The 25,499-nt window shown below is 70.9% G+C and carries 23 protein-coding genes; 14 read left to right on the top strand and 9 right to left on the bottom strand.

Annotated elements, in window-relative coordinates; all coding sequences use genetic code 11:
* Positions 1-57: 57 nt before the first annotated feature.
* Both ACIP4X_RS03830 and ACIP4X_RS03825 read left to right on the top strand, forming a co-directional pair.
* Entirely contained in the window at positions 58-435 is a 378-nt protein-coding gene (locus tag ACIP4X_RS03830) for an STAS domain-containing protein (RefSeq protein ID WP_100571008.1), read from the top strand.
* A 250-nt stretch (positions 436-685) separates the two neighbouring features.
* Positions 686-1,234 (top strand): ATP-binding protein, encoded by a 549-nt coding sequence (locus tag ACIP4X_RS03825; RefSeq protein ID WP_358734841.1) that lies wholly within the window; start codon positions 686-688, stop codon positions 1,232-1,234.
* Positions 1,235-1,299: 65 nt separating this feature from the next.
* Here the strand turns inward: ACIP4X_RS03825 and ACIP4X_RS03820 are convergent, their stop codons facing one another.
* Positions 1,300-2,838: an oligopeptide:H+ symporter gene (locus ACIP4X_RS03820; protein WP_358734839.1), complete on the bottom strand. Its 1,539-nt coding sequence runs from the start codon at positions 2,836-2,838 to the stop codon at positions 1,300-1,302.
* Between the two features lie 535 nt (positions 2,839-3,373).
* On the opposite strand from ACIP4X_RS03820, the gene ACIP4X_RS03815 reads away from it, so the two are divergent.
* Together ACIP4X_RS03815 and ACIP4X_RS03810 are read left to right on the top strand one after the other, a co-directional pair.
* Positions 3,374-4,051 carry a response regulator transcription factor gene (locus ACIP4X_RS03815; protein ID WP_100571005.1) on the top strand — a complete coding sequence of 226 codons (678 nt, stop codon included), beginning with the start codon at positions 3,374-3,376 and terminating at the stop codon, positions 4,049-4,051.
* Positions 4,052-4,086: 35 nt separating this feature from the next.
* Positions 4,087-5,358, top strand: coding sequence for an ATP-binding protein (locus ACIP4X_RS03810; RefSeq protein ID WP_358734837.1), 1,272 nt, complete (start codon positions 4,087-4,089; stop codon positions 5,356-5,358).
* Between the two features lie 19 nt (positions 5,359-5,377).
* On the opposite strand, the gene ACIP4X_RS03805 is transcribed toward ACIP4X_RS03810, so the two are convergent.
* The gene (locus ACIP4X_RS03805) at positions 5,378-5,920 is read right to left on the bottom strand and encodes a GtrA family protein (RefSeq protein WP_358734959.1); all 543 of its coding nucleotides are present in this window, start codon (positions 5,918-5,920) and stop codon (positions 5,378-5,380) included.
* 269 nt (positions 5,921-6,189) lie between these two features.
* Between ACIP4X_RS03805 and ACIP4X_RS03800 the strand changes: the two genes are divergently transcribed.
* The 3 genes from ACIP4X_RS03800 to ACIP4X_RS03790 are packed head-to-tail and all read left to right on the top strand — an operon-like array spanning position 6,190 to position 9,037.
* Positions 6,190-7,329, top strand: a complete 1,140-nt coding sequence (locus ACIP4X_RS03800; protein WP_358734835.1) for a 5-(carboxyamino)imidazole ribonucleotide synthase — start codon at positions 6,190-6,192, stop codon at positions 7,327-7,329.
* Complete coding sequence (gene purE, locus ACIP4X_RS03795) at positions 7,326-7,853, top strand: 5-(carboxyamino)imidazole ribonucleotide mutase (RefSeq protein WP_358734834.1); 528 nt, start codon at positions 7,326-7,328, stop codon at positions 7,851-7,853. Before ACIP4X_RS03800 ends, purE begins: the two co-directional genes overlap by 4 nt.
* 5 nt (positions 7,854-7,858) lie before the next feature.
* Positions 7,859-9,037 carry a dipeptidase gene (locus tag ACIP4X_RS03790; RefSeq protein ID WP_358734832.1) on the top strand — a complete coding sequence of 393 codons (1,179 nt, stop codon included), beginning with the start codon at positions 7,859-7,861 and terminating at the stop codon, positions 9,035-9,037.
* 67 nt (positions 9,038-9,104) lie between these two features.
* Here ACIP4X_RS03790 and ACIP4X_RS03785 read toward each other — a convergent pair whose 3' ends face one another.
* Positions 9,105-9,464, bottom strand: a complete 360-nt coding sequence (locus ACIP4X_RS03785) for a VOC family protein (protein ID WP_358734957.1) — start codon at positions 9,462-9,464, stop codon at positions 9,105-9,107.
* 118 nt (positions 9,465-9,582) lie between these two features.
* On the opposite strand from ACIP4X_RS03785, the gene ACIP4X_RS03780 reads away from it, so the two are divergent.
* Positions 9,583-10,089 carry a CGNR zinc finger domain-containing protein gene (locus ACIP4X_RS03780; RefSeq protein WP_358734830.1) on the top strand — a complete coding sequence of 169 codons (507 nt, stop codon included), beginning with the start codon at positions 9,583-9,585 and terminating at the stop codon, positions 10,087-10,089.
* A 123-nt stretch (positions 10,090-10,212) separates the two neighbouring features.
* Here the strand turns inward: ACIP4X_RS03780 and ACIP4X_RS03775 are convergent, their stop codons facing one another.
* The gene (locus tag ACIP4X_RS03775) at positions 10,213-11,556 is read right to left on the bottom strand and encodes a UDP-glucose/GDP-mannose dehydrogenase family protein (protein ID WP_358734828.1); all 1,344 of its coding nucleotides are present in this window, start codon (positions 11,554-11,556) and stop codon (positions 10,213-10,215) included.
* 171 nt (positions 11,557-11,727) lie between these two features.
* Between ACIP4X_RS03775 and ACIP4X_RS03770 the strand changes: the two genes are divergently transcribed.
* A complete protein-coding gene (locus ACIP4X_RS03770) occupies positions 11,728-12,885 on the top strand; it encodes an acyl-CoA dehydrogenase family protein (RefSeq protein ID WP_391453897.1) in 1,158 nt (385 codons plus the stop codon).
* Between the two features lie 197 nt (positions 12,886-13,082).
* Positions 13,083-13,445, top strand: a complete 363-nt coding sequence (locus ACIP4X_RS03765; protein WP_358734825.1) for a four-helix bundle copper-binding protein — start codon at positions 13,083-13,085, stop codon at positions 13,443-13,445.
* A 75-nt stretch (positions 13,446-13,520) separates the two neighbouring features.
* Here the strand turns inward: ACIP4X_RS03765 and ACIP4X_RS03760 are convergent, their stop codons facing one another.
* Entirely contained in the window at positions 13,521-14,819 is a 1,299-nt protein-coding gene (locus tag ACIP4X_RS03760; RefSeq protein WP_358734823.1) for an LCP family protein, read from the bottom strand.
* A 120-nt stretch (positions 14,820-14,939) separates the two neighbouring features.
* Between ACIP4X_RS03760 and ACIP4X_RS03755 the strand changes: the two genes are divergently transcribed.
* On the top strand, positions 14,940-15,497 hold the full coding sequence (locus tag ACIP4X_RS03755) for an acyl-CoA thioesterase (RefSeq protein WP_358734822.1): 558 nt from the start codon (positions 14,940-14,942) through the stop codon (positions 15,495-15,497).
* A gap of 26 nt (positions 15,498-15,523) precedes the next feature.
* On the opposite strand, the gene ACIP4X_RS03750 is transcribed toward ACIP4X_RS03755, so the two are convergent.
* Entirely contained in the window at positions 15,524-17,014 is a 1,491-nt protein-coding gene (locus tag ACIP4X_RS03750; RefSeq protein ID WP_401346475.1) for an LCP family protein, read from the bottom strand.
* A 125-nt stretch (positions 17,015-17,139) separates the two neighbouring features.
* On the opposite strand from ACIP4X_RS03750, the gene ACIP4X_RS03745 reads away from it, so the two are divergent.
* Complete coding sequence (locus ACIP4X_RS03745) at positions 17,140-18,168, top strand: glycosyltransferase family 2 protein (protein ID WP_358734820.1); 1,029 nt, start codon at positions 17,140-17,142, stop codon at positions 18,166-18,168.
* A gap of 57 nt (positions 18,169-18,225) precedes the next feature.
* Here ACIP4X_RS03745 and ACIP4X_RS03740 read toward each other — a convergent pair whose 3' ends face one another.
* The 3 genes from ACIP4X_RS03740 to ACIP4X_RS03730 form a co-directional block, all read right to left on the bottom strand.
* Entirely contained in the window at positions 18,226-19,872 is a 1,647-nt protein-coding gene (locus tag ACIP4X_RS03740; protein ID WP_358734819.1) for an LCP family protein, read from the bottom strand.
* A gap of 93 nt (positions 19,873-19,965) precedes the next feature.
* Positions 19,966-21,723, bottom strand: coding sequence for an LCP family protein (locus tag ACIP4X_RS03735; protein WP_401346470.1), 1,758 nt, complete (start codon positions 21,721-21,723; stop codon positions 19,966-19,968).
* A 499-nt stretch (positions 21,724-22,222) separates the two neighbouring features.
* Positions 22,223-22,978, bottom strand: a complete 756-nt coding sequence (locus tag ACIP4X_RS03730; RefSeq protein ID WP_391453889.1) for a TIGR03089 family protein — start codon at positions 22,976-22,978, stop codon at positions 22,223-22,225.
* A 139-nt stretch (positions 22,979-23,117) separates the two neighbouring features.
* Here ACIP4X_RS03730 and ACIP4X_RS03725 point away from each other — a divergent pair, with 139 nt between their 5' ends.
* Both ACIP4X_RS03725 and ACIP4X_RS03720 read left to right on the top strand, forming a co-directional pair.
* The gene (locus ACIP4X_RS03725) at positions 23,118-24,305 is read left to right on the top strand and encodes an N-acetylmuramoyl-L-alanine amidase (protein ID WP_391453887.1); all 1,188 of its coding nucleotides are present in this window, start codon (positions 23,118-23,120) and stop codon (positions 24,303-24,305) included.
* A 37-nt stretch (positions 24,306-24,342) separates the two neighbouring features.
* Positions 24,343-25,425, top strand: a complete 1,083-nt coding sequence (locus ACIP4X_RS03720; protein WP_358734812.1) for an NDP-sugar synthase — start codon at positions 24,343-24,345, stop codon at positions 25,423-25,425.
* The last annotated feature ends 74 nt before the right edge of the window (positions 25,426-25,499 follow it).

The raw sequence follows: 25,499 nt of genomic DNA, 5'->3' as shown, positions 1-25,499 counted from the left end.
GAAGGCGTAGTGTTCGAGGGCGTCAGTCAGCAGCCAAGACCCCGGGAGAGAGACGGCATGGACCGCGGGACGGTCGGCAGCGCACAGTCGGGCCGGCTTCTGGTGGAGGTGCGGCAAGAGGGCTCCAGTGCCGTCGTGACGCCGGCGGGCGAGCTCGATCACCACACGGCCGACCTGCTGCGCGAGCCGCTAGAGGAATGCCTCGACAAGGGGCGCTCGCGCCTGGTGGTGGACTGTTCACGCCTGGAGTTCTGCGACTCCACGGGGTTGAACGTCCTGCTGGGCGCTCGGCTGAAGGCGGAGGCGGCCGGAGGGGGTGTGCATCTGGCCGGGATGCTGCCGGTGGTGGCCCGTGTGTTCGAGATCACAGGGGCGGACGCGGTCTTCACCGTGCACGACTCCCTGGAGGACGCGCTGGCCGACGAGGCCGGCTGAGCCGGTCCCGGGACCGTCGACGTGCCCCTTCCGTGTTCCGCGCCCGGCGTACGCCGGGCGCTCGCACGGCGGGCCGAAAACGGGGGTGTTCCCCCCGAACGGTCGGGCAGGAGACAACCTGAGTGGATCGGCGGCCCTCGCGAGCCGGCGACCGGCATTCGGCGGATGTACGGACGTACCGACCGTGTACGTGTGAAGTGACGGGTGACTTTTGAATCGTGAACTGGTGAATCGGTGAGGTGAAGCGCTGATGAGCACCACCCGGCCTTACTCGCCGGGCGACCGCGGCCCGGAGCCCAGCGGCGCTTCCGGGGTGTCCGAGGGGGACGCGCCGGCGGGCGCGCCACCCGCAGGGGGTGCGACGGCCGCGCCGGCGGCCCCGTCCGGGAGTCGCCAGATCCGCAGGCTGAGCTTCGACGGCGAGAGCGGCGTCGTACCGCTCGCCCGTGACTTCACCCGCCAGGCGCTGTACGCATGGGGCTGGCTGCCCGCCGCGACCGCCGACCAGCGGGCCGCCGCCGAGGACGTCCTCCTCGTCGTCTCCGAACTGGTCACCAACGCCTGCCTGCACGCCGAGGGCCCCGACCAGCTGGAGATCACCTGCGACAACAAGGTGATCCGCCTGGAGGTCTCCGACCGCGGCACCGGACAGCCCGCCCCGCGCACCCCGCACAGGGCCGGACGCCCCGGCGGCCACGGCATGTTCATCGTCCAGCGGCTGTGCCTGGACTGGGGCGTCGTCCGCGCCCCCGGCGTCACCGGCAAGAGGGTGTGGGCCGAGCTGGGTGCCCCCGGCTGAAAGAACGGCAGTACGAAAGGGCCGCCCCCCAAGGGGGCGGCCCTTTCGTCGACCGTGGGGGGACGTCAGTGGACATCGCCCATCAGGGACTTCACCTTCCGGCGGTACATGTACACCGCCACACCGGCGAGGGTGGCGAGGACCGCCTCCAGGGCGACCGCTCCCGTCCCGCTGAGGTCGACCCCGGCCACGGCCGGGTTGGACAGCAGGCTGGTGATGGAGTCGCCCGCGGTGACCGCGAGGAACCACACGCCCATCATCTGGCTGGCGTACTTGGCCGGCGCCATCTTGGTCGTCACCGACAGGCCGACGGGGGAGAGGCACAGCTCGCCGACGGTCTGGATCAGGTAGATGCCGACCAGCCACATCGGGCTGACCATGGTGTCGCCGCCGGCCATGCCCAGCGGCAGCAGGAAGAAGAAGAACGAGACGCCGATGAAGAACAGGGCGGCCGCGAACTTCGCGACCGTGCTCGGCTCCTTGCCCTTGCGGCTCAGCCACAGCCAGAACCAGGCGAAGACCGGGGCCAGCGCCATGATGAACACCGGGTTCAGCGACTGGTACCAGGAGGAGGGGAAGCCGAAGCCGAACAGCGAGGAGGAGGTCTTGGTCTCGCCGAACGCCTGGACCGTCGAACCGCCCTGGTCGTAGATCATCCAGAAGGCGGCGGCCGCGACGAAGAACCAGATGTAGCCGGTCATCCTGGACTGCTCGACGCCCGACAGTTCCTTGTCGCGCTTGATGCGCAGCAGGACGCCGGCCGGGATGACCAGACCGATGACGGTGAGCGGGATCATCGCCCAGTTCAGGGTGAAGTGGCCGGTGAAGCCGACGATGCCGTAGAAGACGGCGGCGACGGCCAGCCAGGTCAGGCCCTTGCGCAGCCAGGAGGCGCGCTCGGCGGCGTCCAGCGGCTTCGGCACGACGTTGCTCTGCGGGCTCAGGTTCCGGGTGCCGATGAGGAAGGCCGCGAGGCCGATCGCCATGCCCACGGCGGCGAGGCCGAAGCCCAGGTGCCAGCTGACCTGCTGACCGACGGTGCCGATGATCAGCGGGGCGAAGAAGGCACCCATGTTGATGCCCATGTAGAAGATCGTGAAGCCACCGTCGCGGCGCGGGTCGTCCGGGCCCTTGTAGAGGTGGCCGACCATGGTGGAGATGTTGGCCTTCAGCAGACCGGAGCCGAGCGCGACCAGCGCGAGACCGGCGAAGAAGGGCGCCTGGCCACCGGGCAGCGCCAGCACCGCGTGGCCCGCCATGATCGTGATCGCGGCGATCGCCACCGTCTTGCGGGGACCCCAGACGCGGTCGCCCAGCCACCCGCCCGGCATGGCGAGCAGGTACACCATCGACAGATAGACGGAGTAGATGGCGGTGGTGGTGGCCAGATCCATGCCGAGCCCACCGCTCATGCTCCCCTTCTTGGCGTCGGGGCCGCCGGAGAGCAGGTACACGACGAGAAGGGCGCGCATGCCGTAGAAGCTGAAGCGCTCCCACATCTCGGTCATGAAGAGGGTGGCCAGGCCGCGGGGGTGGCCGAAGAAGGTCTTCTCGGAACCGGGGGTGCCCGGATGGACCGAGTCCTTCGTCAGGCTGGACGCCATGGTCGTTCCTTGCTGGTCGGGACGCGCCGCCCTCGGCGGTGACGCGCCCGGTGGGGGGTAGCCGGCACCGGCAGGCCCGAGGTCCACCCCACGCCCAGGGGGAGTCCGCTCCGGATCGCGAAGCGGGGGACGACGGCCACCGGGATCCACACCTCTGCCCGCGTCGACGCGCGTACGAGGCCCGGCCCTAGGTCGTTCTTTCAGGGCCGGCCCGGGCCGACCCGATCACAAAAGAGACCTTCAGCGTCAATACGATCGCCAAAGGTCCCCTGTGTGCATCAGACGTTCAATCCACCATACGGCAGGACACTGCCGGATATGGAAGGACTTGAGAGATGGATCACAGGTCCCTGGGGAACCCTGCCCTGCTTTCGAAGGTCTATTACCGAAGTCCCAAACGATCGCATCCGGGCCGACCCGTCCGCGGAGTGTGCCGCCGAAAGGGCGCCCGGCCGGCCGCCAGGTAAGAACCGCGCGTGTCGATCACACCGCAGGACCGCCCCAGCGGGCGGCGCGGGCGGACTACCATCGGCTCATGACCCGTGTACTGCTCGCCGAGGACGACGCGTCCATCTCGGAGCCGCTGGCTCGCGCACTGCGCAGGGAAGGTTACGAGGTCGAGGTGCGTGAGGACGGACCCGCCGCGCTCGACGCCGGAATGCAGGGCGGTGTCGATCTGGTCGTGCTGGACCTCGGACTGCCCGGCATGGACGGCCTGGAGGTCGCCCGCCGGCTGCGCTCCGACGGCCACACGGTCCCCATCCTGATCCTGACCGCGCGCGCCGACGAGGTGGACACCGTCGTCGGCCTCGACGCGGGCGCCGACGACTACGTCACCAAGCCCTTCCGGCTCGCCGAACTGCTCGCCCGCGTCCGGGCCCTGCTGCGGCGCGGCGCCGCCGAGCCGCAGCAGCCGCCCGCCACCCACGGCGTGCGCATCGACGTCGAGTCCCACCGCGCGTGGATGGGCGACGAGGAGCTCCAGCTCACCGCCAAGGAGTTCGACCTGCTCCGGGTGCTCGTGCGGGACGCGGGCCGGGTCGTCACCCGCGACCAGCTGATGCGCGAGGTCTGGGACACCACCTGGTGGTCGTCCACCAAGACCCTCGACATGCACATCTCGTGGCTGCGCAAGAAGCTCGGCGACGACGCGGCGAACCCCCGGTACATCGCGACCGTGCGCGGCGTGGGCTTCCGCTTCGAGAAGAGCTGAGCCGGCCGCCCCGCGCTTTCGTCAGGTAGGAGTACATGCGCCGCCGACTGATCCAGTCCACGCTTGCCGTGGTCCTGGTCGTGATCGCCGTCTTCGGTCTCTCCCTGGTGATCGTGGAGACCCGCACCATCAGCAGCAGTGCCCAGGAGCGCGTCGACTCCGAGGCGCTGCGGCTGGCCAGCATCGTCGACAGCAGGCTGCTCGGCGAGGCGACGGTCAACGCGGACATCCTGCGCCACCAGGTGGCCGACGGCCAGTACGCCGTGATCGGCATCCCCGGGCAGCGGCCCATCCAGGTCGGCGAGAAGCCGGCCGGCGACGTGATCCACTCCACGGCCACGGGGGAGCAGGGCGAGACCGTCCGGGTGGAGGAGCCGCGCTCCTCGGTGACCCGCGAGGTCGGCCGCACGCTGCTGATCATCGGGCTGGTGGCGCTGCTCGCGGTGGTCGCCGCGGTGCTGCTCGCGGTCCGCCAGGCCAACCGGCTCGCCTCCCCGCTGACCGACCTCGCCGAGACCGCCGAGCGCCTCGGGTCCGGCGACCCGCGCCCCCGCCACAAGCGCTACGGCGTTCCGGAGCTGGACCGGGTCGCGGACGTGCTCGACGGATCGGCCGAGCGCATCGCCCGGATGCTGACCGCCGAGCGCCGGCTCGCCGCCGACGCCTCCCACCAGTTGCGTACGCCGCTGACCGCGCTGTCCATGCGCCTGGAGGAGATCACCCTCACCGACGACCCGGAGACGGTGAAGGACGAGGCGAACGTCGCCCTCGCCCAGGTCGAGCGGCTGACCGACGTGGTGGACCGCCTGCTGACCAACTCCCGAGACCCGCGTACCGGCTCCGCCGTCTCCTTCGACCTCGACGAGGTCATCCAGCAGCAGATCGCCGAGTGGCGCCCCGCCTACCGCAGCGCCGGCCGGGCGATCGTCAGCTCGGGCAAGCGGCACCTCCGGGCCGTCGGCACGCCGGGCGCCGTCGCGCAGGTGCTGGCCGCGCTGATCGAGAACTCCCTCATGCACGGCGGCGGCACGGTGGCGCTGCGCACCCGCGTGACCGGCAACCAGGCCGTGGTGGAGGTCACCGACGAGGGCTCCGGCGTCCCCGCCGACCTCGGTGCCCGGATCTTCGAGCGCACCATCAGCGGCCGCAACTCCACCGGCATCGGACTCGCCGTCGCCCGCGACCTCGCCGAGGCCGACGGCGGCCGCCTGGAACTGCTCCAGGCCCAGCCGCCCGTCTTCGGCCTGTTCCTGTCCCGCACCCCGCCGCTGAAGAAGGAGCCGCAGGACCACCCGACGGTGCGCTGACCGCCGGCGCCCGGGAGACCTACCGGAACGCCCTGGTCCGGGGCGTCTTCGACTCGGTCTGGAGGAAGGACTCCGCGCCCGCCACGGCCTGCCGGGCCGGGGTGCGGAAGACCCAGGTGCGGTACGACCAGAAGCGGAACAGGGTCGCGATGCCGATGCCGAGGAACTTGAAGACGTTGCTCTGCAACGGGCTGTCCCAGCCGAAGCCGTACGTCGCCAGGTACAGCACGCCGTTCTCGATCACCAGGCCGACCACGCTGAACAGCAGGAACAGCGTCAGTTCCTTGGTGCGCCCGCTCTTGTCGCGGTCCCGGTACGTGAAGTAGCGGAAGCCGATGTAGTTGAAGACGATCGCGACGACGGTCGCGATGACGCTGGCCCGCACCACCTGGAGTCCGGTCGTGTGCCGCACCAGGTTGAACACGAGCAGGTTGACCAGCAGCCCCGCCCCGCCCACCGCGCCGAACTTGACGATCTCGCGCCAGAGCTGGTCCACGCGCCTGCGCAGGGCGCCGCGGGACGCCGGGGGCGCCGGTCGAAGCCCCGAGGAACCATGTTCCATGGTCGTGCAGGCCCCCGTCTCGGTCGGTTCGGTCAACCCGGCCATGCTAACCAGCGCCGCACGCCCGCGCCCGTGCACAAGGCATCAGCTCGGGAACGGGTCGGAAAGAGTCCGGGAAAAGGCGGGAAAGAGCCGTCGAAGCGACTGGTAAGAACGGCGGGGCGCCGCCACGTACATCGGTGCGGGGGGTGACGAGTCCCGGGAGGCGTCGGCACGGCCCCGGCGGGCGCGGAAGCGGGGCGCGGCGTGGCGGCCATTACCCTAGGAGCGTGACGTTCCCGGTAGTCGGCATGGTCGGCGGTGGCCAGCTCGCTCGTATGACACACGAGGCGGGCATCCCGCTGGGCATCAGGTTCAAGCTCCTCAGTGACACTCCCCAGGATTCCGCGGCGCAGGTGGTGAGCGACGTCGTCATCGGCGACTACCGCGACCTGGACACGCTGCGCGCGTTCGCGCGGGGCTGCGACGTGATCACCTTCGATCACGAGCACGTCCCCACCGAGCACCTGCGGGCCCTGGAGGCGGACGGCATCCCCGTGCGCCCCGGCCCCGACGCGCTCGTGCACGCCCAGGACAAGGGCGTGATGCGCGCGCGGCTCGACGCGATCGGTGTGCCCTGCCCACGGCACCGGATCGTCGGCGATCCGCAGGACGTGGCCGCGTTCGCGGCCGAGGGTGACGGCTTCCCCGTGGTCCTCAAGACCGTCCGCGGCGGCTACGACGGCAAGGGCGTGTGGGTGGTCGACTCCGTCGAGGAGGCCGCCGAGCCCTTCCGCGCCGGTGTGCCCGTCCTCGCCGAGGAGAAGGTCGACTTCGTCCGGGAGCTGGCCGCCAACGTCGTACGCTCCCCGCACGGCCAGGCCGTGGCCTACCCGGTCGTGGAGTCGCGGCAGGTGAACGGCGTCTGCGACACCGTGATAGCCCCGGCGCCCGACCTCGACGAGGGCCTCGCCCTCAAGGCCGAACAGCTCGCGCTGACCATCGCCAAGGAACTCGGTGTCGTCGGCCACCTCGCCGTCGAGCTGTTCCAGACCCGCGACGGCCGCATCCTCGTCAACGAGCTGGCCATGCGCCCGCACAACTCCGGCCACTGGTCGATGGACGGCGCCATCACCTCCCAGTTCGCCAACCACGTCCGCGCGGTCCTCGACCTCCCGCTCGGCGACCCCCGCCCGCGCGCCCGGTGGACCGTCATGGTGAACGTCCTCGGCGGCGACTACCCCGACATGTACTCCGCGTACCTGCACTGCATGGCCCGCGACCCCCAGCTCAAGATCCACATGTATGGCAAGGACGTGAAGCCCGGCCGCAAGGTGGGCCACGTCAACACCTACGGCGACGACCTGGACGACGTGCTGGAACGCGCCCGTCACGCAGCCGGCTACCTGAGAGGCACCATCACCGAATGAGCCCAGTTGTTGGCATCGTCATGGGGTCGGACTCCGACTGGCCCGTCATGGAGGCCGCCGCCGAGGCGCTCGACGAGTTCGAGATCTCCTACGAGGTCGACGTCGTCTCCGCGCACCGCATGCCGCACGAGATGATCGCGTACGGCGAGCGTGCGGCGGACCGCGGACTGAAGGCGATCATCGCGGGCGCGGGCGGGGCCGCCCATCTGCCCGGCATGCTCGCCTCCGTCACCCCGCTGCCGGTGATCGGTGTACCCGTCCCGCTGAAGTACCTGGACGGCATGGACTCGCTGCTGTCGATCGTGCAGATGCCGGCCGGAGTCCCGGTGGCGACCGTGTCCGTCGGCGGCGCCCGCAACGCGGGTCTGCTCGCCGCCCGGATGCTCGCCGCGCACGACGAGGAACTGCTCGCCCGGATGCGGGAGTTCCAGCAGGAGCTGAACGATCAGGCCACCGAGAAGGGCAAGCGGCTGCGCGCCAAGGTCGAGAACTCCGGCGGCTTCGGCTTCGGTATGGGGAAGTGACGCCGATGACCTCGCTGGACGAAGCCCGTGACCTGCTGCGGGAGTTCCCCGTCGTCGACGGCCACAACGACCTGCCCTGGGCGCTGCGCGAGCAGGTCCGCTACGACCTCGACGCCCGCGACCTCGCCACCCCTCAGAACGCCCATCTGCACACCGACCTGCCGCGCCTGCGCGAGGGCGGCGTCGGCGCGCAGTTCTGGTCGGTCTACGTCCGCGCGGACCAGCCCGACCCGGTACCGGCGACACTGGAACAGATCGACTGCGTACGGCAGTTGCTCGCCCGTCACCCGGCCGACCTGGCGCCCGCGCTGACCGCCGCCGACATGGAGGCGGCGCGTGCGGAGGGCCGGATCGCCTCCCTCATGGGCGCCGAGGGCGGCCACTCCATCGCCGACTCCCTCGGCACACTGCGCGGGCTGTACGCGCTCGGCGTGCGGTACATGACGCTCACCCACAACGACAACGTGGCCTGGGCGGACTCGGCGACGGACGAGCCGGGCGTGGGCGGTCTGTCGGCCTTCGGCCGCGAGGTGGTCCGGGAGATGAACCGGCTCGGCATGCTGGTCGACCTCTCCCACGTGGCCGCGACGACCATGCGGGACGCGCTCGACACCACGAGCGCGCCGGTGATCTTCTCGCACTCCTCCGCACGGGCCGTGTGCGACCACCCCCGCAACATCCCGGACGACGTGCTGGAGCGGCTGCCCGCCAACGGCGGCATCGCGATGGTGACCTTCGTGCCGAAGTTCGTGCTCCAGGCTGCCGTGGACTGGACGTCCGCCGCCGACGAGAACATGCGCGCGAACGGCTTCCACCCTCTCGACAGCACCGCCGAGGCGATGAAGGTCCACCACGCCTTCGAGGAGGCCAACCCGCGCCCGGTCGCCACGGTCGCCACGGTCGCCGACCACCTCGACCACATGCGCGAGGTCGCCGGCATCGACCATCTGGGCATCGGCGGCGACTACGACGGCACGCCCTTCACCCCGGACGGCCTCAGCGACGTCTCCGGTTACCCGAACCTGATCGCGGAGCTCCTGGACCGCGGCTGGTCCAGGACCGACCTGGCCAAGCTCACCTGGCAGAACGCGGTCCGCGTCCTGGGCGCCGCGGAGGACGTCGCACGTGACGCGCAGGCCACCCGGGCACCGTCCAACGCGACGATCGCCGAACTGGACGGCTGAGTTCCCGTACCGGACGGCAGGGACCACGCGCGCGTGGTCCCTGCCGTCCGGCGCGTACGGGCGCTTTTCAGCAGGCGCACAGGCAGAACGGGTGCCCGACGGGGTCGGCGTAGACGCGGAATCCGCGCGTCCGGTCCGTCGTGTCCAGCGGCTGCGCGCCGAGCGCCAGCACCCCCTTCTCCGCCGCGTCCAGGTCCTCCACGACCAGGTCCAGGTGGAACTGCTGCGAGGCGTCCCCGGCCGGCCACTTCGGCGGCACGTGCTCCGGCGCCCTCTGGAACGCCAGCGCCGAACCGTCCGGCACCTTCAGGTCCACCCAGTCGCCCTCGCCCTCCACGGTCCCGCCGAGGACCTCGGCGTAGAAGCCGGCGAGGGCGCGCGGGTCGGGACAGTCCAGGACGACGACACCCAGCTTGGCGAGAGCCATGACTTCCTCCCAGTCGGAGATGGTGTTACCCATAGAAGGGGGTAACCAGTAACCGTTACCGCATGCTTCCGTAGAGCGGGTAACGGCGCAACCGTATTGAAGAGGTAACGTCGCCGACATGAGTGAGAGATCGTCCGCGCCCGGGGGCCTGGCGCTGGTCGAGGCCCTGGTGAACACGCTGGACATCGAGACGGGCGCCGACTCGCTCGACACGGCGGAGGGCCGGGCGCGCCTGGGAATCCCCGAGGCGGAGCTGGGGCGGGCGCGCGAGCTGCGCGAGTCGCTGCGGGCGGTGCTGCTGGCCCACGCCGGTCACCCGCCGCACCGGCGGGTGACGCCGCTGGGCGAGCTGCTGGCGCGGGCGCCGCTGCTGGTGTCCGTCGATGGCCGGGACGGCTCGGCCACACTTGCGCCCGCCGACGACGGCCCGCTGCTCTCCCGGGTCGCGGCCGCCGTCGCCGAGGCCCTCGTCGCGGGCACCTGGACCCGGCTGAAGGCCTGTGAGGCGGCCACGTGCCACTGGGCGTTCTACGACCGCAGCCCGGCCGGCCGCGGCCGCTGGTGCTCGATGCGGGTGTGCGGGGCGCGCGCGAAGATGCGCCGCTACCGGGCGAAGCAGACCTGATCCACAGGCCGTTCGTCGTTCACACCGGCCCGGGTGGTGCACAATGCGTGCAGACGCCGGTTCGGCCGACTGAGCCTCGGCCGAACCGGCGTCGCCTGTTCTCGGGCGCCTGCCCGCGCGGGACTACGCGGTCGGACGTCCCATCGCCCGGTACGTCCAGCCGGCCCGCCGCCACAGCTCCGGGTCCAGCGCGTTGCGCCCGTCGAGGATCACCCGGGCGGCCGCGACCTCGCCAAGACCGGCCGGGTCCAGCTCGCGGAACTCCCGCCACTCCGTCAGATGCAGGACGACGTCGGCGCCGCGCACGGCCTCCAGCGCGGAGTCGGCGTACCCGAGCGTGGGGAACACCCGCCGGGCGTTCTCCATGCCCTTGGGGTCGTAGACCGTCACCTGGCCGCCCTGGAGGTGGATCTGCCCGGCCACGTTGAGCGCGGGGGAGTCCCGTACGTCGTCCGAGTCCGGCTTGAAGGTGGCGCCGAGCACCGCGACCCGCTTGCCGAGGAACGGCCCGCCGCCCAGCGCCTGCCGGGCCAGCTCCACCATCTGCCCGCGCTGGCGCATGTTGATCGAGTCGATCTCGCGCAGGAAGGTCAGCGCCTGGTCCGCGCCCAGTTCACCGGCGCGTGCCATGAAGGCCCGGATGTCCTTGGGCAGGCAGCCGCCGCCGAAGCCGATGCCGGCCCGCAGGAACTTCCGGCCGATCCGGTCGTCGTGCCCTATGGCCTCGGCCAGCTTGGCCACATCGCCGCCCGCGGCCTCGCAGACCTCGGCCATCGCGTTGATGAAGGAGATCTTCGTGGCCAGGAAGGAGTTCGCGGAGGTCTTCACCAGTTCCGCGGTGGGGAAGTCGGTGACCACGAACGGGGAACCCTCGCCGACCGGCGTGGCGTACACCTCGCGCAGCAGCTTCTCCGCCCGCTCGCTGCGCACGCCGACCACGATCCGGTCCGGGTGCAGCGTGTCCTGCACGGCGAAGCCCTCGCGCAGGAACTCCGGGTTCCAGGCCAGCTCCACGTCCGCGCCCGCGGGCGCGAGCTCGGCGATCGTACGGGCCAGACGGTCGGCGGACCCCACGGGCACGGTCGACTTGCCGACGACGAGCGCGGGGCCGGTCAGGTGCGGGGCGAGCGAGGTGACGGCGGAGTCGACGTAGCTCATGTCGCAGGCGTACTCGCCGTGCTTCTGCGGGGTGTTCACGCAGACGAAGTGGATGTCGCCGAAGCCGGCGGCCTCCGCGTAGTCCGTCGTGAAGCTCAGCCGCCCGGTCGAGCCCTCGAATCCGGCCACGTGCCGGCGCAGCAGCTCCTCGAGACCGGGCTCGTACATCGGGACCTCGCCCCGACGGAGCATCTCGATCTTCTCAGGGACCACGTCGAGACCCAGCACCTCGAACCCGAGCTCGGCCATGGCCGCGGCGTGTGTCGCGCCGAGATAGCCGGTCCCGATCACAGTGATCTTGAGGCTCATGGGTGCTCCAGGAAAGACGACGGTGATGCGGTGCCCGAGCATATCGGGGGCATGCGACGGGCCTTCGCCGGGCAATGTCCCCGCTGTCGCCAAGCTCACGTATCACTGGCGGGGGCGGGCGCATAAAATTTGGGTTACTTAACGGTAATTAGCGTTGGAGCGTGAGAGACCTTGGCCGGATCGGCTGACTTCGACCTGTACCGCCCGTCCGAGGAGCACGACATGCTCCGCGACGCCGTCCGCTCACTGGCCGAGGCGAAGATCGCGCCGTACGCCGCCGTGGTGGACGAGGAGGCCCGCTTCCCGCAGGAGGCCCTGGAGGCACTGGTCGCCAACGACCTGCACGCGGTGCACGTGCCCGAGGAGTACGGCGGCGCGGGCGCGGACGCCCTCGCGACGGTGATCGTGATCGAGGAGGTGGCCCGCGTGTGCGCGTCCTCCTCCCTCATTCCGGCCGTGAACAAGCTGGGCTCGCTGCCGGTGATGCTCTCCGGCTCCGAGGAACTGAAGAAGCGGTACCTCACCCCGCTCGCCAGGGGCAACGCGATGTTCTCGTACTGCCTGTCCGAGCCGGATGCGGGCTCCGACGCGGCCGGTATGAAGACCAAGGCGGTCCGCGAGGGCGACACGTACGTCCTCAACGGCGTCAAGCGCTGGATCACCAACGCGGGTGTGTCCGACTTCTACACGGTGATGGCCGTCACCGACCCCGACAAGCGCAGCAAGGGCATCTCGGCGTTCGTCGTCGAGAAGTCGGACCCCGGGGTCTCCTTCGGCGCCCCGGAGAAGAAGCTCGGCATCAAGGGCTCCCCGACCCGCGAGGTCTACCTGGACAACGTCCGCATCCCCGCCGACCGCATGATCGGCGCCGAGGGCACCGGCTTCGCCACGGCGATGAAGACCCTGGACCACACCCGCATCACCATCGCGGCGCAGGCCCTCGGCATCGCCCAGGGCGCCCTCGACTACGCCAAGGGCTACGTCAAGGAGCGCAAGCAGTTCGGCAAGCCGATCGCCGACTTCCAGGGCATCCAGTTCATGCTCGCCGACATGGCCATGAAGATCGAGGCCGCCCGCAACCTCACCTACGCGGCGGCCGCCAAGTCCGAACGGGGCGACTCCGACCTCACCTTCCAGGGCGCCGCCGCCAAGTGCTTCGCCTCGGACGTCGCCATGGAGGTCACCACGGACGCCGTCCAGCTCCTCGGCGGCTACGGCTACACCCGCGACTACCCGGTCGAGCGCATGATGCGCGACGCCAAGATCACGCAGATCTACGAGGGCACGAACCAGGTCCAGCGCATCGTGATGGCCAGGAACCTTCCGTAGCGGGTCTCTTCATGGCTCTTCGACGGCCTCCGGCAGCGCGCCGGGGGCCGTTCGCGTCGCGGCGGGCGAGGGCCGCCGTAAGCCGAACGGCGGTATCCGGTGCGGGGTCCGTGCCGGATGGCGCGGGGGTCCGGGCGGGCGTACGACGGAAGTGAACAGGGCCCCGACCCGGTGCCCTTCACCCCCCAGGAGGAGCCATGACCCAGCCCGGAACCATGACCCCCATGAGCAAGGAGATGCAGGACTGCGTCCAGGCCTGCATGACGTGCCACACCGTCTGCGAGGAGGCCATGAGCGGCTGCATGCAGATGGGCGGCCAGGCGCAGATGCAGATCATGCGCGCGGTCATGGACTGCTCCGAGATGACCCGCATGTGCGCGGACATGATGATGCGCCGCTCGCCCATGGCGGCCGAGATGTGCGCGATGTGCGCCAAGGCCTGCGACATGTGCGCCGAGGCGTGTATGTCCATGCCCGAGGACAAGATGATGATCCGCTGTGCGGAGGCGTGTCGCCGCTGCGCGGAGATGTGCCGCGCGATGGCGGGCGTCAGGATGTGACCTGAGCCCGACCGGACGGCGAAAGCCCCGCGGTGCCGGCCGGCACCGCGGGGCTCTCCTGGGAGAGGGCCCGGGTCAGTTGCCCGTGACCGTGACCTTCTCGTCGTTCTTCAGCTCGTTGACCAGAGTCTTGACCTTCGGCATGTCCCAGACGAGGTTGCCGCCGGTGGAGCCGGATATCGGCATGTTCATGGAGGTGCCGTCGCCGCCGCTGACGTTCTTCATCGCCCAGAACATGGAGGCCAGATTCCACAGGCTCATGTCCTTGTCGACGATCAGGGAGTCCAGGCCCGCGCCCAGCGTCGGGTAGAGCTTGAACGGGTTCAGGACGGTCGACGGGGTCGCCACCTCGTGGGCCAGGGCGGCGAGGAACTTCTGCTGGTTCTTGGTGCGCTCCAGGTCGGAGGCGGCGAAGGCGTGCCGGGTGCGGACGAAGGCCAGGGCCTGCCGGCCGTCCAGCGTCTGCTTGCCCGCCTTGAAGTCGGCGCCCGAGTACTTGTCCTTGAAGCCCTTGTCGATGGTGAGTTCCACGCCGCCGACCGCGTCCACGATGTTCGCGAAGCCGGCGAAGCCGATCTCCACGTAGTGGTCTATGTGCAGTCCGGTGTTGTACTCGACGGTGCGGACCAGCAGCTCCGGGCCGTCGAAGGCGTAGGCCGCGTTCAGCTTGTTCGGTCCGAGCGGGCCCTTGATCTTGCCGGACTCCGAGCCGCGGAACTGCGGGATCGTGACGTTGGAGTCGCGTGGCAGGGATATCAGCGTGTCGCCGTTGTCGCCGGTGTGCAGGATCATCATCGAGTCCGTGCGCTTGCCCTCGGCCGACCCGGTGTGCAGGTCCTTCTTCTGCTCCGAGGACAGGCCCTCACGGCTGTCGGAGCCGACTATGAGGTAGTTCGTGCCCTTGCCGGCCTCCGGGCGGTCGATGACCTTGGACAGGTCGACCTCGCGGCGGAGCTTGGAGTCGGCCCAGAAGTAGGTCGCGACCGAGGTCACCACCAGCAGCGTGACCAGGGTGATCACGGACCACTTGAAGCGGCGGCGCCAGTTCGGCGCGGGACGGTAGGCCCGCTGGTCACCGCCGCCCGGTCCGCCGGGACCGCCGTAGACGTGGCCGGAGCTGTAGCCGTCGTAGCCGCCGGGATCGTCGTATCCCCCTCCGCCGACGTACGACGGCTGCTGCGGGATGCCGTACGGCGGTGCCGAGGGGCCGGGGCCGCCGGGTCCCGGATACCCGCCCTGCCCTGCGGGGCCACCCGGGCCGCCGCGCCGTACCTGGCGCATCACACGCGCCCCTTCCGGCGTCGCGCCGGCGCTGCCGCGTCCGTATCGGGGTCCGCGGTCGCCGCCGGACCGCCCCTGGGGCCAATCAGTCATGCGCCCCAGTGTGCAGGGCACCGCTGTGTGCCTTACAAGGGCCGTCGGCGAATAAGGGCGCCGCTGTTGCCAAGCTGACACAAAATTCCCCGGATGCCGCCTCGGCATAAGGTAGGGGTCATGACAGAGCAGGCCTCCACCGCCGAGTCCGAGATATCGGACATCCCCGGCAAGCCGACTTCGGCGTCCCGGACCACCCTGAGCCACATCATGACCCACAACGACACCAACCTGCTGGGGACGGTGCACGGCGGTGTGATCATGAAGCTGGTCGACGACGCGGCGGGCGCGGTGGCCGGGCGGCACAGCGGCGGACCCGCCGTCACGGCGTCCATGGACGAGATGGTGTTCCTCGAACCCGTCCGGGTCGGCGACCTCGTCCATGTCAAGGCCCAGGTCAACTGGACCGGCCGCACCTCCATGGAGGTCGGCGTGCGGGTCCTCGCCGAACGCTGGAACGAGTCCACCCCGACCACCCGCGTCGGCTCCGCCTACCTGGTCTTCACCGCCGTGGACGCCGACGGCAAGCCGCGCCCCGTGCCGCCGGTGATGCCCGAGACCGACCGGGACCGGCGGCGCAACCAGGAGGCCCAGATCCGCCGCACCCACCGCCTGGCCCGCCGCCGCGCCATCAAGGAACTGCGCGAGAGGCGCGCCGCCGAGGGCTTCGAGGACTGACGGCCGCCCGGCCGGTCCTCACTCCGTCAGCCGCACAGCACCTCGTCGCCCGTCATGACCGTCGCGGCACCCTGCTCCGGGTCCTCCACCCGCACCGGACGCACCTGGCGGTAGTCGCTTCCCGCGATCACCTTGAGCGTGGGCCCCTGCCCCGGCACGGCCCGCAGCTCACTGCCCGGCAGCGCCGCGGCGAGCGACTTCGCCGACCGGTCCCACCGGGGGTCGTAGAGCACGACCGTGCGGCGCGCGGTGCGGTCCTCGGCGTCCGCGGGCGCCCCCGTCGTACGGAACCCGGCCGCGGCCAGCGCCTGGTCCACCCGATTGCCGAGCCCGGCGGCGGTGGTGCCGTTCTCCACCTGGACGCGGATCTGCTGCGGGGCGACCTGCACGCTCACCGGAGGGTTCGCCGGCCGCGGCCGGCGCACGGTCAGCGGCCGGTCCTCGCGCAGCGCCTGGAAGAGCCGGTCGGCCTTTGTCCGGTCCCACTTCACCGTCGAGCCGAGGCCCTTGACGGGATACGACGGCTGCGCGATCGGGACGGTGGTGAACTCCGAGGAGGACGGAGAGAAGTTGCGCATCGCCCGCCCGAGGTCCAGCAGCTCGTCGGTGTGGAACCCCTGGTCCGCGCGCACCGAGCCCAGCACGGTCAGCGCCACGTTCCGGAACTTCATGGGGTTCAGCAGCACCCGGGAGGAGGCCGCCTGCTCGATCAGGGCGGCCAGGAAGCGCTGCTGGCGCTTCATCCGGCCCAGGTCGCTGGCCCCGTCGACGTGCCGGGAGCGGACGTACTGCAGGGCCTGGCCGCCGGAGAGCGTGTGCGTGCCCGCGGCCAGGTCCAGGCCCGAGTAGCTGTCCCGCATCGGTTCGGAGGTGCAGATCTGCACCCCGCCGAGGACGTCCACGGTCCGCATGAACGTGGTGAAGTCCACCTCCAGATAGTGGTCGATCTTCAGACGGGTCAGGTCCTCGACCGTGCGCACGGTCAGATGGGGCCCGCCCTCCGCGTACGCCGCGTTGAGCTTGACGGGGTGCGGTCCGTGCCGCCGGCCCGAGTTCTGGTCGACGTGGCCGGCGAGCTCGGCGTAGGAGTCCCGGGGCAGGCTCACCACGCTGGCCCGCTGCCGGTCCTGCGACACGTGCACGATCATCATCGTGTCGGTGCAGTGGCAGGCCTTGCCGCCCAGCCGGTACTGGCGCCGCTCCTGCTCGGTGATCCGGTCCCGGCCGTCGGTGCCGACCAGCAGCACGTTCATGCCGTGGCCCGCGCGCGGGCGGTTCTTCATGTCCCTGAAGGGGTCGACCCGGGCGATGTCCGCGTCCAGGCTGGAGACCACCGCGTGCCCGATCCCGGCGGAGGCGAGCACCACCACCGACAGTGTGGTCGCCGCTCGCATGGCCCAGCGTGGTCTTTTACGCGGGACGGACGCGTACGGGACCCGGGCCGGCCGCGGCGCTGCGGGGCGGCGCTGCGGGGGGCGCGGTGACCGCGGGCGGGGCCGGGACGGCGTGGTGGGCATGGAGACACCTCCGCATAGGCGTGGGTGGGCACCGTGAGCACCGTAGGGCCATACGATCTGCTGACCGGCGCAGTGACCCCCACGGCGCGCAACGGTGTCCCCCGTTCGCGGTAACGTGAGCACCGATGAACGCCAAGCCCGACGTGCGGCTCCCCGCCGTTTCTGTGATCATGCCCGTCCTCGACGAGGAGCGGCACCTGCGCGGAGCCGTCGAAGCGATCCTCGCGCAGGAGTACGACGGCGAGATGGAGGTGGTGATCGCCCTCGGCCCGTCCACGGACCGCACGGACGAGATCGCCGCCGGACTCGTGGCCGACGACCCGCGCGTGCACACGGTCCCGAACCCCACCGGCCGCACCCCCGCCGCGCTCAATGCCGCGATCAAGGCCTCCCGCCATCCGATCGTGGTCCGTGTCGACGGCCACGGGATGCTCTCGCCGGACTACATCGCCACGGCGGTACGGCTCCTCGAGGAGACCGGCGCGCAGAACGTCGGCGGCATCATGCACGCCGAGGGCGAGAACGCCTGGGAGCACGCCGTCGCCGCCGCCATGACCTCGAAGATCGGGGTGGGCAACGCCGCCTTCCACACCGGCGGCCAGGCCGGCCCGGCCGAGACGGTCTACCTGGGTGTCTTCCGCCGCGCGGCCCTTGAGCAACAGGGCGGCTACAACGAGGAGTTCATCCGGGCCCAGGACTGGGAGCTCAACTTCCGCATCCGGGAGGCGGGCGGCCTGATCTGGTTCTCGCCCGAACTGCGGGTGTCCTACCGGCCCCGCCCGAACGTGCGGGCGCTCGCCAAGCAGTACAAGAACTACGGCCGCTGGCGGCACGTGGTCGCCCGCTACCACCAGGGCTCCATCAACCTGCGCTACCTCGCCCCACCGGCCGCGGTGTGCGCCATCGCGGCCGGAATCGTGGTGGGCGCCGCCCTGACCCCGTGGGCCCTGGTGATCCCCGGCGGCTACCTGGCGGCGATCGCCGCCGGCTCGCTCCCCGCGGGCAGGAACCTTCCCCTGGCCGCCCGGCTGCGCATCCCGGTCGCCCTGGCCACCATGCACATGTCCTGGGGCTGGGGCTTCCTGACCAGCCCCAGGTCCCTGGCCAGGAGGGTCATCGCCGCACGACGGCCGGCGGTCCCCGCCGCCGACTGAGCGTTCCCGCCAGAAGTTCCGCAGGGCCCCTCTCCCGGGAGAGGGGCCCTGTTCGCGCTACCAGCGGTAGGGCGCGTACACGTCCATGCACTGGTTCTCGTCCGAGCCGTTGATGGCGTCGGAGTTTTCGGGCAGGTCGCCGGGCTTCGGCGTGGCCTCCTTCGGATAGGCGGTCCCCGTACGCCAGTCGGCGCCGACGACGACCGTGACACCGGAGACGTCGGTCGACTTGCGCACCGAACTCAGCGGAATCCCGAGGGCCTTGGCGACGCTCTGCGCGTCGCCCTCCATGTCCGCGCTCGGATAGCGCACGAGCGTCTCGTCCTCCGCCAGCGCCGGCGAGGTGTCCGCGGCGGCCCGGGGGAAGCCCTTGCCCGCCAGTTCCTGGCTGATCTCCCGCGCCCGGCCACCGACCGGGGCCGCGGTGGCGGTGCGGGTGGCGTTCTGCACCAGGACGCCCAGCCGGTCGGCCGGGACCGAGGGAGTCCTGGCCGCCGCGTCCTTGCCGGTCTGCTTCTTCGCGGCAGGCGACGTGCCCTTGTCGTCGAAGGGCACGTCGTCGCGGAGCATCTTCCACATCTTCGCGGCGTTCGCGCCGTCCGGGAGCAGGTGGTTCTTGTCCTTCCAGTCCTCGATGTTGGGCATCGTGGTCATGGTGATGCGGTCGCTGGGGATCGTCTTGAGCTGCATCCCGAGGTCGTACAGCTTCTTGACGTTGCCGATCTCCTCGGAGACCTCGAGCGACTTCGTGGCCGTCTCCGCCAGGTTCATCAGCCGGCCGGTGTCGGTGAAGACGTTCTGGTGCTGCAGCGTGCGGATCATCGAGTTCAGGTACATGTGCTGGCCCCTGGCCCGCATCTGGTCGCTGCCCCAGGCGTGCCGGGTGCGCAGCCACTGCAGGGCCTGCTTGCCCTGGACCTTCTGCTTGCCCGCCTTCAGTTTCAGACCGGAGCCGCCGGGCGCCAAGGGCGTGGGGTGGTCCCACACGTTCTGCTTCGTGCAGACCTCGACGCCGCCGATGGCGTCCGCCATCTTCACCACGCCCGCGAAGTCGATCGTCATCCAGTGGTCGATGTACACACCGGTGAGGCTCTCCCAGGTGGCGAGCGTGCAGCCGGCGCCGCCGCGGGCCAGCGACTCGTTGATGATCTGGTTGACCGGCGGATAGACCTCGCCGGTGTCGGGGTCGGTGCACTTGGGGATGTCGACCCGGGTGTCCCGCGGGATGCTCACCACGGCGGCGCTCTTGCGGTCCGCGGCCAGGTGGATGACCATCTGCACATCGGCCCGCGGCGGGGTGCCGCGATTGTCCCGGCTGCCGCCCAGCGCGACGTTCGCGTCGGAGTTACGGCTGTCGGAACCGATCAGCAGGATGTTCATGGGCGTCTGGCCGGCCGCGTTCGGCCTCGACCGCTGCGCCTTGGAGTCGCCGCTGCTGCGCGCGCCCTTGCGGATGTTGTCGTTCAGGTGCTGGTAGTAGAGGTATCCGGCACCGGCCGTGCCGAGCACGACCAGCGCGAGCACCGTGGCCGACCAGCGCAGTACGCGCCGCGCGGGGCTTCTGCCAGCGGTGCCACGCCTCTTCCCGCCGCGTCCTCCACCGCCGTGCCGGCCGCGGCCGTCCGATGCGCTGCCCTTGCGCGGCGCGGGAGGTATCGCTTCCTCGACCGCCGAGTCCTCCCCGCGCAGACTGCTCTGCGTCACTCCCCGTCCTCCCACCCTGGTGCCATGCCATGAAACAGGCCTGCCATGCGCCGGGTTAGACGCATGGCAGGCCCATAAGGTGGTGCTGTGCGCTCAACTTGCGCACTGAACCTTGTCCGCCGTGGACTTCCCGTCGACATCGGGGGCCTTCGTCGGCGGGGTGAGCGGCACGCCGGCACCCTTGAAGTCCTTGCCCAGGGTCAGCGTCATCGTGGGGAGCCCCTGGGAGTTGGTGAAGCTCTTGCCCGGCTTCAGCGCGGCCCCGGACAGTCCCATGAGCGCAGCGAGCTTGCGTGCCTGCGGCGCCTGGTCGGGCGCGTACTCGAGCGTGGTCTTGGGGATTTCCCCGGGCGCGTTGGCCGCGTTCTCCGACTTGAGCACGCCCACGGAGTTCTGCAGCCAGGCGACGGTCTCCCCGGCGGCACCGGAGGCGGCCCCTCCGTTGAAGACCCGGACCCGGACCTCGGAGGCCTCGGACTGGGTGCCCTTGAGCCGGGCGGCTGCGGCGCTCTTGTCGGCCTTCTGCTTCTTCTTCACGTCGGTGAAGGAGACGTCGTTGGCGATGGCGTTGAAGACCTCGGGCGCGGTGTTCTTGTCGACGACGACCGTCGCGCGGACCTTCTCGGCCGGGTTGTCGACCACCGGCACCGTCAGGAAGGTGATGTTCTTCGTCGGCACTTTCTTCAGCTCCAGCGCCACGTCCGTGAGGGTGCTGACCTTGCCGATGCCGGTGTCGACGGTCAGCGCCTTGGTGGCGGCGTTCGCCAGGTCGAAGAGCTTGGCCGGGTCGGTGAGCGTGTCCCCGGAGGCCATCTTGCGCATCAGCGAGCTGAGGAACTGCTGCTGCACCTTGATGCGGTCCAGGTCGCCCTGGTTGCCCCAGGCGTGCCGGGTGCGCACGAAGGCCAGCGCCTCCTCGCCCTCGACTTTGGACTTGCCGGCGGGCAGGTTCAGGTGCGATTTGTTGTCGTTCACAGCGTGCTTGAGGCACACGTCGACTCCGTCGACCGCCGTCGTCAGCGTCTTGACCGCGTTGAAGTCGGCCATCATGAAGTGGTCGGGCTGAATGCCGGTGACCTCTTTGACCGTGCGCATGGTGCAGCCCGGGTCGCGGCCGTCCTGGCCGAGGCTCGTGTTGAAGCGGACGCCGGTCGTTCCGGGGACGACCTTCGTACTGCCGTCGGGCTGCTTGGTCGGGCAGTCCGGGACGTCCACGATCAGGTCGCGCGGGATGCTCAGCGCGGTCGCGTTCGTACGGTCCTTGGAGACGTGCAGCAGGACGTTGGTGTCGGCGTGGCCCACGCTGCCCTTGTCGCCGTAGCCCTCGTTGCCTTTGCCGGTCCGCTTGTCCGTGCCGATGATCAGTATGTTGAAGGCTTCGTCCTTGCTGAAGCCGTTCTTGGCCGCGCTGCCCACGTCGGTGGTGGTGACGTTGCCCTCGAGGTGCTTGAAGAAGAGGTAGGCGGTCGTGCCTGCGGCCACCACGACGAGCGCCATGGTGCCGCCGGTCCACATCAGGACCTTCTTGGTCTTCGACTTCTTCTTCTCCGGCCGGCGGCCCCGCCGTCCTGGCGTCGGCTCCTCCTCCGCCGGCGCCGCCCGGCGCCGGCGCGGCGCGGGCACCGTTTCGGCGGGAGCGGCCTCGCGGGTCTTCTGCCCGCCGGGCGCCGCCGGGTGCTCCCCGGACGCGTTGCCCCTGGCCCTGCCGGCGGACGGTCTACGGGGACCCGGCACCGCAGACTGCGGAGCGGAAGGGGTCAGTCGCAGTTCGTATTCGCCGGTGTCCGGGTTGATTACCCACTGGTCTGCGGGGTCGACATTGTCCGCCCGCCCACGGCCTTGCGCGTCCACGGTTGTCCGAATCCTCCGTCGGGGCCACGCGGCGCCTGCCCTTCTCGGCGCCAGGTCTGCTTCGCACAGTGCTCGACCCCAGGAAGACCTCGCGGTCAGTCGCACCGGATCGCTCACACTATCCGGCTGATTCAACATCGAGCGACGCTGGTGACAAATTCCACTTCCCCACAAGGGGGCAATTCGCCCATTTCCTTGGACAAAAGTTCGCCTTTGGCCGTGGCTTTACCCCCAGGGGGCCCGGAGTTGGCGGTGTTGTCGTGGAACGGCGGCGTGGATCGGGGTGCGTGCCGGGGGCCGCTCCAGCACTCGGCACGCGTCGCGCACAAGCCCTCGGAATACCCACCGTAGTCGTGCGACTGCGTAGGTGAATCCCTTTCCGGCCCGGAATCCGAATCCCCTCGGCGGCGGAATTAGTGCCGTTCGCCCCGAATCCAGCATTCCGCGGGATTCGGGGCGAAGGAGTGGTGCGGAGATTCGGGCGCGGGGCCCGGTCGCGTCATCGGGCCGTGGCCGTGACCCGTTCGGACTCGATGCGCTTGGCGAGGGCGTCTTCGGGCAGACGGTCCAGGTTGCGGCACAGGACGACCGAGGCGCCGGCGGTGAGCGGCGCGTACAGGCCCGCGCTGAGGCCCTCCCAGGTGTCGTACGGCAGCGCCGACAGCAGGCGGGAGCCCGGACCGGTCAGGTTCAGTTCCGGGGCGTCGCCGCGGGCCCGCTCCACGACCTCGGCCGCCGTGTACTCGGCCCCGGCCACGATCAGCGCCGGCTCCTCCGGGTCCACCGGTGCGAAGGGCGCGAACACGTCGCCCTGCCCGGGCACCTCGACGGCGTAGTCCATGAAGCCCTGCGGCGGCTGCGGGAAACGCCCGCCCAGCGGCCGCAGCGCCAGCGCCACCCGCTCCCCGGAGCAGGCGCGGGCCGCGTCCAGCGTGTCGGGACCGCTGACCACGACGTCGGCCGCGCCCGGGTTCCCGCCGACGTCGGCCGTCGCGCCCACCGACGCGCACGCCAGCAGCCACACCGCCGTCTGCCAGTGCGACGGCAGCAGCAGCGCGACCCGGTCGCCGGGTCCGGTGCCGAGGTCTCCCTGGAGGAGGTTCGCGGTCTTGGCCACCCAATTGGAGAAGGTGGCCACGGACAATTCGACGCGTTCGCCCGTGGCGTCGTCGTAGAAGGTCACCAGCGGGCGTCCGGGATCCGCGGCGAGCGCGGAACGCAGCAGGTCGGCAGGGGTGCGTTCGGTGGCGTTCACCCACGCAAGCGTACGCGGCGCCGGTCGCGCGCACCGCGTGGCGGGCCAGGCGCGGGCCACCGGTTCGGCGCAACGGCAGCCGACGGCCCGTCAAGTCCCCGATGGACAGGTTTGTCTGACCATGTCCAGGATCAGCGGCATGCGTCGATACGGATTCCTCGCCTCCTCGATCGGTGTCACGTGCACGGCCGCCCTCGCCATCGCGCCGGGCCTGACGGGCGGTCGGGCGAGCGCTCAGCCGGCACCGGCGGCCGGGGCGGCGGCCGCCGGCGGCAGCACCCGGTCCCTGCCCCTCGCCCCGCTCACCCGTGACCCCGATCCCGGCGGCGCCGCCCTCGAACAGGGCCTGCGCCGCACGGACGTCCGCCGCTTCTCACTGGCGGGCGTCGTCTGGAACGACCCGGACGCCGAGCTGCACGGCACCGTCCGGATCCGCACCCGCTCCGCCGCCACCGGCGCCTGGTCCGGCTGGCAGGACCTCGACACGCACAACGGCGACCACGGCGCCGACCCCGGCACGGCCGAGCGCACCTCCGGGCATGTGCACGGGGCCACCGCGCCGCTGTGGGTGGGTGACTGCGACGGCGTCGACGTACGCGTCCGCGCCGATGCCGGGAGCCGCGACCCGGCCGCCCGTCCGGTCCCGCTGCCCGAGGGGCTGCACCTGGAACTCGTCGACCCCGGCACCCCGTCCACGACGCGGGCCCTGAGCGCCCGGGCCCCCGTAGGACCGCGGCCGGGTATCGTCACGCGCCACGGCTGGGGCGCGGACGAGTCCCTGCGCGAGCGGGGCTTCGTCTACACCCAGAAGGTCAAGGCGGCGTTCGTGCACCACACCGCCTCCGGCAACAACTACACCTGCGCGCAGGCCCCGGCGGTGATCCGCGGCATCTACCGCTACCACGTCAGGAGCATGGGCTGGCGCGACCTCGGCTACAACTTCCTGGTCGACAAGTGCGGGACCATCTACGAGGGCAGGGCCGGCGGGGTGGCGAAGGCCGTGCTGGGCGCCCACACCATGGGGTTCAACAGCAACAGCGCGGGCATCGCCGTCATCGGCACCTACGACACCGCCAAGCCCTCCTCGGCCGCGGTGACGGCCCTGGCACGGCTGACCGCGTGGAAGCTGGGCCTCCACGGGATGAATCCCCTCGGAAAGACATATCTGACGTCCGGTGGTGGCAACCTCTACCAAAAAGGGAAGAGCGTACGCCTGAATGTGATCTCCGGCCACCGGGACGGCTTCGCCACCGACTGCCCGGGACAGCAGCTCTACGGCAAGCTCGGCGCCGTCCGCTCGGCCGCCGCGCGCTACCAGGGCCGCTGAGGGCGGACCGAGGACGAACAGGAAGCGGAGACGACAGGTGACAGAAGCGATCCTCCTGGTCGGCGGCAAGGGAACACGGCTGCGCCCCCTCACGGTGCACACGCCGAAGCCGATGGTGCGGGCGGCGGGAGTGCCCTTCCTCACCCACCAGCTGGCGCGGGCGAGAGCGGCGGGCGTCGAGCACGTCGTGCTCGCCACCTCCTATCTGGCCGAGGTCTTCGAGCCGTACTTCGGCGACGGCTCCTCGCTCGGGCTCCACCTGGAGTACGTGACCGAGGAGGAGCCCCTGGGCACGGGCGGCGCCATCCGCAACGTCGCCCCCCTCCTGCGCTCCGGCCCCGACGAGCCGGTCCTCGTCTTCAACGGCGACATCCTGACCGGACTGGACATCCGGGCGCTGGTGCGCACCCACGGGACGACGGGCGCGGACGTCTCCCTGCACCTCACCAAGGTGCCGGACCCCCGCGCCTACGGTCTGGTCCCGACCGACGGGACCGGCCGCGTCCTCGCCTTCCTGGAGAAGCCGCAGACCCCCGAGGAGATCGTCACCGACCAGATCAACGCGGGGGCCTACGTCTTCCGGCGCTCGGTCATCGACACGATCCCGCACGGCCGGCCGGTGTCGGTGGAGCGGGAGACGTTCCCCGAACTGCTCGCGGCGGGCGCCCACCTGCAGGGCATGGTCGACTCCACCTACTGGCTGGACCTGGGCACCCCGGCCGCCTTCGTACGCGGCTCCGCGGACCTGGTCCTCGGCCGCGCGCCCTCCCCGGCCGTGCCCGGTCGCTGCGGCGACCGTCTGATCCTGCCCACGGCCGTCGTAGCCCCCGGGGCCAAGCTGACCGGCGGCACGGTGGTGGGCGAGGGAGCGTTCGTCGCCGAGGGCGCGCGGGTGTTCGGCAGCGCGATCCTGCCCGGTGCCGTCATCGAGTCCGGGGCCGTCGTCACCGACTCCCTCATCGGCAGCCGCGCCCGCGTCGGCACCCGCTCCGTCCTGAGCGGCACGGTCGTCGGCGACGGGGCGGTGGTCGGCGCGGACAACGAGCTGAGGAACGGCGCGAGAGTGTGGTGCGACGCGACGATCCCGGCCGGTTCGGTGAGGTTCTCCTCGGACCAGTAGCCCGGCACTCGCGCCGCGGGCGCCGCGGGGCGCCTGCCCGGCCTTCGAGGCCCCCGGCTCTGGGGACGGGCAGG

The organism is Streptomyces sp. NPDC088817, assembly GCF_044750345.1.
Lineage (GTDB): Bacteria > Actinomycetota > Actinomycetes > Streptomycetales > Streptomycetaceae > Streptomyces.
Note: the sequence above shows the minus strand (reverse complement) of the source record. Positions and strands in the feature narration are given on the sequence as shown.